Annotated in this window: 11 protein-coding genes; 5 read left to right on the plus strand and 6 right to left on the minus strand. The window is 72.6% G+C overall.

Annotated elements, in window-relative coordinates; translation table 11 throughout:
• Positions 1–7: 7 nt before the first annotated feature.
• Positions 8–1,306, minus strand: a complete 1,299-nt coding sequence (gene pcaC / locus RCR19_RS08460) for a 4-carboxymuconolactone decarboxylase (protein ID WP_331264571.1) — start codon at positions 1,304–1,306, stop codon at positions 8–10.
• A gap of 507 nt (positions 1,307–1,813) precedes the next feature.
• Between pcaC and RCR19_RS08465 the strand changes: the two genes are divergently transcribed.
• Both RCR19_RS08465 and RCR19_RS08470 read left to right on the plus strand, forming a co-directional pair.
• A complete protein-coding gene (locus RCR19_RS08465; RefSeq protein WP_331264572.1) occupies positions 1,814–2,263 on the plus strand; it encodes a DUF732 domain-containing protein in 450 nt (149 codons plus the stop codon).
• Positions 2,264–2,517: 254 nt separating this feature from the next.
• Positions 2,518–2,730 (plus strand): DUF4287 domain-containing protein, encoded by a 213-nt coding sequence (locus RCR19_RS08470; RefSeq protein ID WP_331264573.1) that lies wholly within the window; start codon positions 2,518–2,520, stop codon positions 2,728–2,730.
• A gap of 142 nt (positions 2,731–2,872) precedes the next feature.
• Here RCR19_RS08470 and RCR19_RS08475 read toward each other — a convergent pair whose 3' ends face one another.
• Together RCR19_RS08475 and RCR19_RS08480 are read right to left on the minus strand one after the other, a co-directional pair.
• Positions 2,873–3,220, minus strand: a complete 348-nt coding sequence (locus RCR19_RS08475) for a carboxymuconolactone decarboxylase family protein (protein ID WP_331264574.1) — start codon at positions 3,218–3,220, stop codon at positions 2,873–2,875.
• A 47-nt stretch (positions 3,221–3,267) separates the two neighbouring features.
• Positions 3,268–4,056, minus strand: coding sequence for an SDR family oxidoreductase (locus RCR19_RS08480; RefSeq protein WP_331264575.1), 789 nt, complete (start codon positions 4,054–4,056; stop codon positions 3,268–3,270).
• A 365-nt stretch (positions 4,057–4,421) separates the two neighbouring features.
• On the opposite strand from RCR19_RS08480, the gene RCR19_RS08485 reads away from it, so the two are divergent.
• Positions 4,422–5,345, plus strand: coding sequence for a LysR family transcriptional regulator (locus RCR19_RS08485; RefSeq protein WP_331264576.1), 924 nt, complete (start codon positions 4,422–4,424; stop codon positions 5,343–5,345).
• 289 nt (positions 5,346–5,634) lie between these two features.
• Here RCR19_RS08485 and RCR19_RS08490 read toward each other — a convergent pair whose 3' ends face one another.
• Complete coding sequence (locus RCR19_RS08490; RefSeq protein WP_331264577.1) at positions 5,635–6,165, minus strand: hypothetical protein; 531 nt, start codon at positions 6,163–6,165, stop codon at positions 5,635–5,637.
• A 147-nt stretch (positions 6,166–6,312) separates the two neighbouring features.
• On the opposite strand from RCR19_RS08490, the gene RCR19_RS08495 reads away from it, so the two are divergent.
• Together RCR19_RS08495 and RCR19_RS08500 are read left to right on the plus strand one after the other, a co-directional pair.
• Complete coding sequence (locus tag RCR19_RS08495) at positions 6,313–6,999, plus strand: response regulator transcription factor (RefSeq protein WP_331264578.1); 687 nt, start codon at positions 6,313–6,315, stop codon at positions 6,997–6,999.
• On the plus strand, positions 6,992–8,755 hold the full coding sequence (locus RCR19_RS08500; protein WP_331264579.1) for a HAMP domain-containing sensor histidine kinase: 1,764 nt from the start codon (positions 6,992–6,994) through the stop codon (positions 8,753–8,755). Before RCR19_RS08495 ends, RCR19_RS08500 begins: the two co-directional genes overlap by 8 nt.
• An 89-nt stretch (positions 8,756–8,844) precedes the next feature.
• Here the strand turns inward: RCR19_RS08500 and RCR19_RS08505 are convergent, their stop codons facing one another.
• Complete coding sequence (locus RCR19_RS08505) at positions 8,845–9,831, minus strand: LLM class flavin-dependent oxidoreductase (protein ID WP_331264580.1); 987 nt, start codon at positions 9,829–9,831, stop codon at positions 8,845–8,847.
• Positions 9,832–9,939: 108 nt separating this feature from the next.
• Positions 9,940–11,898, minus strand: coding sequence for an SWIM zinc finger family protein (locus tag RCR19_RS08510; RefSeq protein WP_331269382.1), 1,959 nt, complete (start codon positions 11,896–11,898; stop codon positions 9,940–9,942).
• Positions 11,899–11,945 lie beyond the last annotated feature (47 nt).

The following is an 11,945-nucleotide window of genomic DNA, read 5'->3' on the forward strand; positions in this document are numbered from 1 at the left end:
GCAAGCGTCACTCCAGAGGGGTCGTCTCCTCCCGGATCACCCGCTGCGCCACCTTGAACGCGCTGTTCGCGGCCGGTACGCCGCAGTAGACCGCCGCCTGGAGCAGCACTTCCTTGATCTCTTCCGGAGTGAGTCCGTTGCGCAGGGCCGCCCGGGTGTGGAACGCGAGTTCGTCCAGATGGCCGCCCGCGACGAGTGCGGTCAGGGTGACACAGCTGCGCGAGCGCCGGTCCAGACCCGGCCGGTCCCAGATCTCGCCCCACGCGTACCGGGTGATGAACTCCTGGAAGTCCCCGGAGAAGTCGTCGGCCGAGGCAAGAGCCCGGTCCACGTGCGCATCACCGAGGACCTCGCGGCGGATCTTGATCCCCGTGTCGTACGTGTCCGCCCTGCCCGACGGCACCGGAGGCCGGACGGCCGGCGCGATCTCGGCCACCGGCGCCGTCGGCACGGGGCCGGACAGCACCGGCTTCACGGGGGGCGCCGCGATGGCGGCCATCTGGCCGGTCGCCGCGTCGTACCCGGGGTGCCACGCGGTCGCGAAGTGGTGGGCGAGCAGATCCGTGACCGCCGCGGGCTGCTCGACGGGCACCAGGTGCGAGGCGCCGGGGACGACCGCGAGGCGCGCGTCCGGTATCCCGGCGACGAGAGTGCGCGCCTCGGCCGGCCCGGTCACCCGGTCGTCCGCGCCGACCAGGACCAGGGTCGGCACACCGATGCGGCCCAGTTCCGCCCGTACGTCGAAGGCGGCGAGCGCCTCGCAGGCCGCGATGTAGCAACCGGGGTCGGTGGTGCGCACCATCTGCACCGCCCACTCGGTGATCGCGGGCTGGGCCGCCGCGAACCCACCGGTGAACCAGCGTTCCGGGGCGGTCCGGGCGATCGGGTCGAGGCCGTTCGTCCGCACGATCACGCCGCGCTGGCGGAACTCGTCGGCGGTGCCGAAGCGGGGCGAGGCGGCGATCAGGGCGAGCGAGGCGAGGCGCTCGGGATGCCGCAGTGCGAGCTCCACCCCGATGGCACCGCCGAGCGCACAGCCCGCGTAGCCGAAACGCTGCACACCGAGCGCGTCCAGTGTGGCGAGCAACCGGACGGTGAGATCGCCGACGGAACCCGCCGGGTACGCGGGCGCTCCGCCGTGCCCGGGCAGGTCGAACCGGAAGACCCTCCACTGCTCGGCGAGCTCGGGGACCTGGCGGTCCCACATGTGCCATGTTGTACCGAGGGACGGACCCAGGATCAGGACTGGAGCGTCTTCTGGCCCGTCAAAGCGGTATTGCAGGGGTGTGGGGGGTGTCTGACTCACGCCGCTCACGCTCTCATATCTCACAACTTCTCACGACCGCCCGGTATGTACGCCCGGGGACCCATGCAGACCCTCCCAAGTTGTGACGGCCGTGCGAAGATCGTCCACATCCGGCTTCACGTACCGGTTCCCGTGGTCCTCACGTCGCAGCGCCCGGCCGGCCCGGCCCGGGTGCGGTCCGGGACGCCGTCGTCCGCGAGGCGCGCGAAGCCCGACGCGCGGGCATCGTACAGACGCCCTGCGCGCAGCACGGGTTCGCCATGTGGCGGTGCGCCTCCTCGCGTCGCTCGCGGACTCGCTCGTCCGGCCGTCCCCGTCCACCGCCCGCATCTGGAGTCCATGCGGTCGCCGCCGAGACCGTCTGCGCCTTCGACGAGGCGTTGCCCGCAGCGGCGCAAAGAGCGTCGGACCCCGACCACCGGCCGCGGATCCGAGCGCCCCCTCTCACGGTGTCACGAAGCCGTCACGATGCGTACATGTGCGGGTTACGGCCCGCATGCTGACCGGATGTCACGAAATGCAGCAGTGGCGGGCGCGTTGCTCGCCGTACTCGTCCTCAGCGGATGCACAGCCGCTGAGGACGCCGACACGCCTGACACCTCAACGCCGAGCAGCCGTGTGGAGATCAACTCGACCGTGTCGACGGCGACGACCTCGTCGGCCGACTCGGGCACCGACGACGGCGCCGGGGTACCGGGCGTGTCCGGGCCCGACGGCCCGCACCGCAGGGCCTACCTGCAGACTCTCGAAACGGCGGACCAGCGGTTGACCGCCGACCCGGACGAGGCCGTCGACAACGGGCGCAACGGCTGTCTCGACATCCTGCAGCACAAGCCCGGGCCCACGCAGATCGGCAACATGCAGCGGCGGTTCTCCACCCAGGTGCCGGACTTGAACCCGGCAGCGGCACAGACCGTGTTGGCGGCGGCGAGAGCGTACATCTGCCCCGACGCCTGACGGGGCACGGACGGCGCTCTCGACGCCGGGCCGGCGGCCACGGGCGAAGTGAGGCCGGTCCCGCCGGGCGGGCCCGCGGCGCATACGCGTGCACACCCGGCGGCGATCGTGTGACGCAGCGCACATTCGCCGACCGGTGATCCACGCGCCGCCCATCAGTCGAACGAGCGACAACACTGCTACGCGGCCCGGTGGACGTGCGGCGCGGCCGGCAGTCCTGAACAACCAGCATCCAGAGATGGGGTATTGCCGCTATGACCGACGCCGTCAAGGGCCCTGCCGGCTACTTTCCTTCCATCGAGAAGAAGTACGGTCGCCCGGTCTCGGAGTGGAAGGACCTCATCCGGTCCTCGCCCCTGACGAAGCACATGGAGCTCGTGAACTGGCTCAAGGCCGAGCACGGTCTCGGGCACGGCCACGCCAACGCCCTCGTTGCGCACACCCTCGCAGAGGGCCGCGACAAGTAGCGGCACATCACACACCCCGGCCTTGTGATGAAGGGCTGGAGGCCGGATCGGGGGGCGGGCCGGCACTCGGCCGCCGCCCCACGGCTGAGGGGCGGCGGCCGGGTGCTCACGGCAGACCACAGGGCTGGTCGGCCGTGTCAGGTCACGGGGCGGTGTTCTTGTCGGACTGGTCGAAGAACTTCATGGCCATGAAACCGTGCGCGTAGCTGCCGCCCGCACGCAGGGCCGCGGCGGTCATGACGGTCTCCGCGAGTTCCTGCTGGGTCGCGCCCGCGGAGTGCGCCGCCTTGGTGTGGGCCTCGATGCAGTAGGCGCACTGGGTGGTCAACGCCACGGCCACGGCCATGAGTTCGGTGTACTTGGCCGGGATGACGTTGTTGCTGCCGCGCAGGACCTCGGCGTCCCATGCCATGAAGGCCTTGAAGGCCGCAGGTGCGCCGGCGCGGATGTGCCGGGCGTACTGGTGGTCGGTGTGCTCGTGGTAGGACACGATGCGCTCCTGTGCTTCCGGTCGAGGGGTGGGCGGGTGACGGCCGGTCAGTAGAGGTTGCGTCCGGCCCGGACGCCGCCGTCGACGTCCCAGGTGGCGCCGGTGACCCAGTCGGTCTGGTCGGACAGGAGGAAGGCGACGGTGGGGGCGACGTCGTCGGGGGTTCCGACGCGACCGAGGGGGTGAAAGCTGTTGAACCCGTCGAGCGTGGAGTCGATCTCGTCCTTGGGGAGGAAGGCCTCGTAGATGGGGGTGCGCACCACGGCGGGGGGGACGGTGTTGACGCGGATGCCGTGCGGGGCGAGTTCCATGGCCAGGTGCTGGGTGAGGGAGTGCAGGCCGGCCTTGGCCACGGAGTACGCCGAGGAAGGCGTTGCCGCCATGGCCTGGTGCGCCAGCATGCCGCCGATGTTGACGATCGAGCCCTTGCTGCCACGGGCGATCATGTTGCCTGCGACGGTCTGGGTCACGAAGTAGAAGGCCCGTGTGATGGCCTGGTAGCGGTCGTAGTCGTCCTGGGTGTGCTCCAGGAAGGACTTGGGCTCGAAGATTCCGGCGGAGTTGACGAGCAGGGTGGCGTCGGCGTGCTGCTCGGTCAGCTGCTCGCGCAGGCGGTCCACCGCGCCGCGGTCGGACAGGTCGGCGGCCAGGCCGACGGCGTTTCCGGATGCGGCCAGCTCGTCCGCGGCCTTGACCGCGCCGGCCTGGCTCCGGCCGGTGACGACGGCGCTGCCGCCGCCCTCGAGGACGCGGCGGGCGGTGGCCAGTCCCATACCGCTGGTGCCGCCGATGACGATGACTTTCCGCCCGGTGAAGTCGAGGGTGTTGCTGGACATGCTGATCTCCTGATCTTGCTTTTCCGCGAGTTGACGACTTGGCACGAGACACCGGCGGTCGACGCACACGAGCCTCCACAGGTCCGCGGGTCCACAGCACGAGGTGTGTCCGTCTCACGCCGAGCCAGGGCAGCCGAAGGACTGAGAGAACCCGGAAGCGTAGGCATGCCTCCACATCGCTGACGATCTGACGACGGTGAAACCATATGTATGCGTCCGTCACCGATCACGATGATTTAGAGAATTCTCTCTGTATGCCCCGGTATAACCCGACGTCATCGACCATAGGGCGCCCCTCACAGCGGCGGTAGAGGATCATGGGGAATGGGGGTATAGCGGGCCGTTATGGCGCGGAGGAGAGAGTCGTGAACATCGAGGCCTTGCGTTATGCCCAGGCCGTCTCCGGTCTGAAGTCCTTCAGCGCCGCCGCACGGGCCTACGGGGTGACGCAGCCGGCCCTGTCGAACGGCGTTGCCCGGCTGGAGGAGGAACTGGGCGTCAAGCTCTTCGACCGGTCACCGCGGGGCGTGAAGCCCACCGCGCACGGGGCACTGGTCCTCCCCCTGATCGACCATGTCCTCGGCGCCCTCGACACCCTGGTCGCGGAGAGCCGGCGGCTGGCCCGTCCGGCCGTCGACATGATCCGCATGGGGGTGTCGCCCCTGATCGGGTCCGACCTGGTCGCCCACGCGTTCCAGGTCGCTCGCACCCTGCAGCGTCCACGCGACCTGGTACTGCGGGAGGCGGACCTCGAGCCGCTGCGCGGCGACCTGGAGGCCGGACGCCTGGACATCGTCCTCGTCCCCGCCGTTCCCGGAATGCCCGCCTTCCGCCACCGCGTCATCGCTCGTGAACCGGTGGTGGTGATCGATCCCGCCGGCTCCGGGGACGACTCCCCCGTCGAGCTCCGTGCCGTGGCGGACGCTTCCTACATCCTCGGACCCGCCACCTGCGGACTGACCACCTTCACCACCGAGCTCTTCCACGCCAACGACCTGGTCCTGCACCCCTACCCGGGCGAGGCCGCCAGCTTCCGCGCGGTCGACGAGTGGGCGGCGATGGGCCTCGGTGCGGCACTTCTGCCCCGCTCCAAGATCACCCACGACCACACCGGCTGCCGCCCCCTTCTCCAGGGCGGGGAGCCCGTCGAGATCGCCTACGAGGCCGTCTGGGACTGCGACACCCCCCTCGGAGCCGATCTGGACGAGTTCGTCGTCGCACTCACCGAAGCGGCGGGAGCGTCCTCGGACCACGGCGCCCCGCACGGTGCCCCGGCCGGCGAGCGCTGAACGGCGTCCACCGGCTGTCGCCACGCGTGTGTGGATGTGCCGGGCGGACGGCACACGGCAGCGATCGTGCTGCACGACCTCGGCGCCCGGCGGGAGACCCTCGGCTGGTTCTCGACCGCCGCAACGGCCGCCTGGCACCCGGCCCGGGGAAGCAGCTCGAAGGACGGCGAAGGCGGCAGGTCCCGCGGGTCGGCCGACCCGCGGGACCTGCCTGTCAGCCGCGCCAGTGGATCCGCCGACGTTCGGCCTCTGCCGATTTGTCGGTCTGTCGCCTTCGTGGCCGCCGCCGTCAGTGGTCGTCCCCACCGCCGTGCGAGCCGCGCCCGTGGTGGTCGTCGCCGGCGGGGTCGTCAACGCCGTGACCCTGTACACCACCGCGGTCGTCCCCGGCGGGGTCGTCCGCACCGCCGCCCCTGACACCGCCGCGATCGTCGCCGGCCGGGTCGTCGGCGTGGTGCCGGGCCTCGGGGCTCCGGTCGCCGGAGCGGCCGTGATGCGCGGTCGGGTGGTCGTCGGCGTGCGGCCTGTCCTCCACGGCGACGCCCGGCACACCCCGGGTCGCCGGTGCGGTGCGGGAGTCGTCCGAACCGGTGCGGGAACCGTCGTCGGTTCCCGAGTGGCGGCCGTGGTCGTCCACACCCCGGTCGTCCGTACCGTGCCGCTGGTGGTGTGTCGATGTGGCGGCCGGTCCGGGAACCGGCTGACCGCTGCTCGGTGAGGTGACGGCCGTGGCGGTGACGGCACCCGCGCCGATCACCGCCGCGGCGACGAACACGGCTGCGAGGGTGCGGCGGCGGCCGGTGAACCGGTAACTGTTCATGACGTGTCCCTTCCTTCGCCCCGCGGCCCGTCCGCGGGGTCCGTCCGGCGTGTTCGACCGGACGGGGACCACCGTGCGCCGCGCACCCTGAAGCCAGGCTGAAGCAACCTGAACCCGTCTTCAGGAAGGTTCTGCCACCCTGACGGCATGCGCCTGCTGATAGTCGAGGACGAGCGACGTCTCGCCACCGCCCTCGCACGCGGACTGGCCGCCGAGGGCTTCGCCGTGGATGTGGCCCATGACGGCGTCGACGGACTGCACTTGGCACGTGAGCAGGAGTACGACCTGATCGTGCTCGACATCATGCTGCCCGGTCTGAACGGCTACCGGGTCTGCGCCTCGCTCCGGGACGACGGCGACGACACGCCCATCCTGATGTTGACCGCCAAGGACGGTGAATACGACGAGGCGGAGGGCCTGGACACCGGCGCCGACGACTACCTGACAAAACCGTTCTCCTACGTCGTCCTTCAGGCACGTATCCGTGCTCTGCTGCGCCGCCGTGCCCGCACCGGCTCGCCCGTCCTGCGCGTCGGCAGCCTGAGTCTCGATCCCGGAGCCCGTCGCGTGACCCGTGACGGGGAGGAAGTCGCCCTCACCACCAAGGAGTTCGCGGTACTGGAGCAGCTCGCACGACATGCAGGCGAGGTGGTGTCGAAGGCCGACATCCTCGCGCACGTCTGGGACTTCGCCTACGCCGGCGACCCGAACATCGTCGAGGTCTATGTGAGCGCGCTCCGCCGCAAGATCGACGTGCCCTTCGGACGCCGCTCCATCAGGACGGTGCGCGGCGCGGGATACCGTCTGGAGGCCGACGGGGGACGCGATGCCTAGGCCGCCGGCGTCGGTCCGGGCACGCGCGGCGCTCGCGGCCACCGTGGTGGTCTGCCTCGCGCTGGTCGTCGCGGGCTTCGGCGTGGTCACGGTGCTGCGGCACAACCTCACCGGACGGGCCGGGCTGGAGGCCGAGGTCACCGCCCGTACGGTGGCCGGTTCCCAGGACGCGCTGAACGGCCGGTTCGACCGGCTCGACCTGCCCGAGGACGGGCGCGTGGTCCAGGTCGTCGACTCGGCCGGGCGGGTACTGGGCGCCGGTGCCGCACTCGCGGGCCGTGCGCCTGTGGCCGACTACGCCCCGGCCGCGGACAGCACCGTCGCGCCCGGGTCCACGGTGTCCTCGACCCCCACGGCAGCCGAGTCCGCTGTGCCGTCTCCCTCCCGCTCGGGCGCCGCGTTCGCACCGTCTTCGCGATCGGCATCCAGGACGGCGGACGCGACCGGTACGGCCGCGCACGCGAACGGCCGTACGGGTGCCCGCGGTGGCGTGCTCGCCGCGGTCCACGTCCTCGTGCCCGACGGGATCGCTCGCACCGCGGTTCCGGTGGACGACCACGGGCGGGGCCGTGGCTCCGACGACCACGGCGGGAGCGACGACGGGAAGAGCGGGGACCCGACCGGCGACGACCACGGCGGCGGGGACGACCACTCCGGGAACGGCGGCGGCGAGGACAGCGGGAAGGGAGCCACCAGCAGTCCCCCACGCGGAAAGGTCGGCACCGACGTCCAGCGGCGCACCATCCGGGCCACCGTGGCCGGCAGGACCCACGACTACAGCTTCGCCGCCGTTCAGGGCACCACCTACGACGGACGCACCTACACCGTCTACGCGGGAATCTCCCTGGAGGAGGAGCAGGCCACCCTGGACCAGGTCACGAAGTCGCTGCTGACCGGCCTGCCGTTCCTGCTCGCCGTCGTGGCGACGGTGACATGGCTGGTCACCCGGCGCGCGCTGAGGCCGGTGGAGGGCATCCGTGCCGAGATGGCGGAGATCACCGGAAGCGGCGATCTGTCCCGCAGGGTGCCGGAGCCCCGGTCGGGGGACGAGATCGCCCGGCTGGCCCGCACCACCAACCAGACACTGGCCGCCCTGGAGGGTTCGATCGAGCGGCAGCACCGTTTCATCGCCGACGCCTCCCACGAACTGCGCAGTCCCATCGCCAACTTGCGCACCCAACTGGAGGTCGCCGAGGCGCATCCGGAGCTGTTGGACACCCACGGACTCGTCCAGGACGTCGTACGCCTCCAGCATCTCGCGATCGATCTGCTCCTCCTCGCCCGGCTGGACGCCGGGGAGAGTCCGGCGGACGCACGCGTCGACCTCGCGGACCTGGTCCTGGAGGAGGTGGCCGCGCGCGCCGCGACGGACCGCTTCCCCCCCGCCGTGGCGCTGGAGGGCGAGCCGCTCGCGGTGACCGGCAGCAGAACGCAACTGGCCCGGGTCCTGGCCAACCTCCTGGACAACGCCCAACGGCACGCGGCGGGCGCGGTGGAGGTGAGCGTGGCCGTCGAGGGCGACGACGTCGTCCTCACGGTGGGCGACGACGGTCCCGGGGTCGCCCCCGAGGACCGGGCGCGGGTCTTCGAGCGGTTCGTCCGTCTGGACGAGGCCCGAAGCCGCGATGCGGGCGGCGCCGGTCTCGGCCTGGCCATCGCCCGGGACGTGGTGCTGCGGCACGGCGGTTCACTCACCGTCGGGGGCGACCCGGGCCGGGGAGCGGTCTTCCGCGCCCGGCTTCCGCGCGTGACGTGACGAGCAAGGTGCGCGTCCCCGGGGGGTGTTCCGCGGTGCGGCGCGCGTACGGTCGGCACCGGGTGCTTGTGTCGCCCCGGTGTCCCTCGTCACGAGGCGGCGCGCAACCCGGCATGCTGCTCGACGAGTTCGTACGACCTCAGGCGGTCCGCCGCCGAGTACACGGGTGTTGTCAACATCAGTTCGTCGGCGGCGGTCGCGTCCACGATGCTCGCCAGCTGCCGTACGACGGTCTCCGGGGAGCCGTGCGCCTGACTGGCGTTGAAGGCCGCCAGTGCCCGCGTCTCCTCCGCGGTGAACACATGGTCGGCCGCCTCTTCGGGCGTGGGGACGGGCATGTCGCCCCGTCCGGCGAGAAGTCCGGCCTTGATGACGGCCATCGGGGCCGCCAGCCGGGCCGCCTCCCCTTGGGTCTCGGCGCATATCGTCTCCACGCAGACCAGCACCCGGGGACGTTCGCACCAGCGGGAGGGGGAGAAGTGCTCGCGGTAGTGACGGAGTGCGGTGAGGGTGTTCTCCGGGCGGATGTGATGGGCGACGGCGATCGGCAGTCCGAGTTCCGCAGCAAGACCGGCGCCCGCCGTGCTCGAGGCCAGCAGCCACGGCTCCGGGAGCGGGCCGAGATCCATCTCCTCCACCACAAGACGCAGGATCGCTGACACATCGGTTCGGTACTCGTCGTCCGACGCCGGGCCCGCGCCACGCCGCAGCGCGCGTGCCGTCCGCTCGTCGAACGTGCCCGGGCCACGGCCGATGCCCAGGTCGATCCGGTCCGGGTGCAGTGCCGCCAGTGTGCCGAACTGCTCCGCCAGCATGATCGGCGCGTGGTTCGGAGCGAGGACGCCCCCGGACCCGAGGCGGATGGACGAGGTCGACGCGGCGGCGTGGGCGGTCAGCACGACCGGCGGGAACGCCCCGATCGCCGGGGAGTGGTGGTGCTCGGCGTACCAGAGCCGCCGGTACCCGAGGTCCTCCATGCGCCGGGCGAACCCGGCGGTGTCGTGCAGCGTGTCCACGGCTCGGGCGCCGCTCTGGACCAGGGCGACTTCGAGCGCACCGAGCGGAGTTGTGAGCATTCCGCGATCCTACTCAGGCCGTTTCGAGGGGCCGACGGGTTTCGGACGCGCGGCAGGACGGCCCGGCGTCGTCCCTCGCGGCCTGCCCCGCCGCTCGTCCGCCGCGGTCTACCCCGCCCCCAGTCCGGTCAGGGCGCCGACCGGGTCCAGATCCGGGGTGCCGCGGGGCCACCACTCCTCGCGGCCCGGTTCCGACTCGTAGACGTACCAGAGACCGTCCTGGCCGAGCCGGAGCTGAACATGTCCGTCCGGATGCGTGAGGCGGTTGCGCCACGGGCGGAACGCCGGGAGGTCCGCGGCCAGCAGCAGGGGGCGGGCACGGTCGAAGCGGCCCGCCGGCGGGTCCCAGGGCTCCTCCAGTACGGCGAGTGCCGCCTGTCCGCCCTGCCGCCATGCCGCGACCGCCCGCGCCAGATCGGCCGGAGTGCGTCCGGTGGCGGCGGCCAGGGAGGCGTACAGCGCCCGGGTGCCCGCGGTGAGTCCCGAACCCGGTCGGGCGGAGGCGAGCCGTACGGCGTCCTGCCACAGGGTCAGCTCCGCGACCGGGTCGTGTCCCGTGGTCAGCAGGGCGTGTGCACGGGCGGCCGCGTCCGTGGCCAACTGGTCCAGCGCGAACGGGTCCGGGCCGCCCGGCGCCCCGGGGTAGACCGGCGGCTGCTCCGGGTGGGCGGGCGGCGACAGCGGCAACGGGAGCGGCGGCAGCGCGTTCCGCGCAAGGGCGTCCCGGGCGCGTACACCGGGCAGGGGTGCTGGTTCCCGGTCCTGGACGGCCCGGGCCGCGCGCGCCGCATTGCGCCGGGACAGCGCGTCGAGCAGCTGCCGTTCGCCCCGGCCGCGCAGCAGAAGCAGTACAAAGGGGTCCCGGTCGAGCAGACGCGCGGTCTGGTAGCAGACGGCGGCCGCGTGCTTGCAGGGACGGCCGGAGTCGGGGCAGCTGCAGTGCGGTTCGAGGTCTCCCGGCACGGGCAGCAGCCGGACCCCGCAGTCCGCGAGGGACTGCGGCACCTGCTTGTCCAGCAGTGCGGCGATGTGCCCGGGACGCTCGGCGGCAGCGTCCAGGAAGATGTGCCACTCGTCGTCGGAGAACGTCCGTAGCCGTACCTGTACGCGGTACGGGCGTGGACGGCTGCCCTGGACGTAGGCCAGCACGAGACCGGGGGTGACGGTGATGGCGTCCACGTTCCCCCGGCCGGCATACGTCCTGCCCCGCGCCAGCCGGGCCGCGTCGAGTGCCCCTTCCTCCAGTGCGGTGACCCAGGCGTTGCCCCACCAGGTCTCGGCGAACCTCTCGGATGCCTGCGGCGGTCGCGCGGGGAGCGCCGCGAACGTGCGCCGCAGCTCGCCGTCGCGATCGGGGGCCGCCATGGAACGGGGATAGCGGGCCGCGGCGGGCGGCGGACCGCCGGGTCCCGGTGGTGGATCCGGCTGCTCCCACCGGGGTCGCGAGGAGATCTCCGGCGTTTCCTGCTGTGGATACGCGGGCGCCTCGCCCGGCTCACCGCCGGCGTCGGCCGCGGCGGTCGTGGCTCCGCGCTGCGCTGTGGCGGCCGGCGGCAACACGAAGGCGTCGGCGAGGAGTTCCCGGACGTTCTGGGCCCGGGCGTCCATGGCACGGGTGCCTTCGGCATGCGTACGGGTGCGCTTTCCCCGCCGCTCCCGGGTGCCGGCAGCGGCGGACCGGTCGGGGGGCCGCACCCCCCGGGGACGCGGCTCGGCCGGCTGCCGCTCCGCCTCGGTCCGCGCGGCACGCAACGCCTGTCGCGCCGCGTCGCCGGGACGCTCGGCCGGTGCGGGTTCGCGGGGCGCGGCGGCCTCGCCCACAACGGCTCGGCTTCCTTCGCCCGGCTCCGGCAGTGACACGGCGTCCTCGTCCGCTTCCCGGCCGGTGCGGCGCTCCGCGGCCGACCGGCGCAGAGCCGCCCGCGCCGCATCGCCTGGCCGGGCCTCCGGTTGCGTGCCTTCCTCCGGGGCCGAGGGCTCCGTGTGCGCGGCGGGCGGCTGCACCTGCGGCGCCGAGGGCTCCGCGCCCCCGCCGCGCCCCCGCGCGGCCCACAGCGCACGGCGCACCGCGTCGGCGGGACGCGGACGGTCGCCCGGGACCGCCTCGGTGCCCT

Origin of the sequence: Streptomyces sp. WAC07094 (assembly GCF_036320405.1) — a bacterium.
GTDB classification, from domain to species: Bacteria; Actinomycetota; Actinomycetes; order Streptomycetales; family Streptomycetaceae; genus Streptomyces; species Streptomyces lannensis.

What these genes read in the sequence shown, in the direction of transcription:
- RCR19_RS08495 (WP_331264578.1), top strand. Translation starts at nt 6,313, where the DNA reads ATGCGCCTGCTGATAGTCGAGGACGAGCGACGTCTCGCCACCGCCCTC.
- RCR19_RS08490 (WP_331264577.1), bottom strand. Translation starts at nt 6,165, where the DNA reads ATGAACAGTTACCGGTTCACCGGCCGCCGCCGCACCCTCGCAGCCGTG.
- RCR19_RS08470 (WP_331264573.1), top strand. Translation starts at nt 2,518, where the DNA reads ATGACCGACGCCGTCAAGGGCCCTGCCGGCTACTTTCCTTCCATCGAG.
- RCR19_RS08500 (WP_331264579.1), top strand. Translation starts at nt 6,992, where the DNA reads ATGCCTAGGCCGCCGGCGTCGGTCCGGGCACGCGCGGCGCTCGCGGCC.
- RCR19_RS08480 (WP_331264575.1), bottom strand. Translation starts at nt 4,056, where the DNA reads ATGTCCAGCAACACCCTCGACTTCACCGGGCGGAAAGTCATCGTCATC.
- RCR19_RS08465 (WP_331264572.1), top strand. Translation starts at nt 1,814, where the DNA reads ATGTCACGAAATGCAGCAGTGGCGGGCGCGTTGCTCGCCGTACTCGTC.
- RCR19_RS08505 (WP_331264580.1), bottom strand. Translation starts at nt 9,831, where the DNA reads ATGCTCACAACTCCGCTCGGTGCGCTCGAAGTCGCCCTGGTCCAGAGC.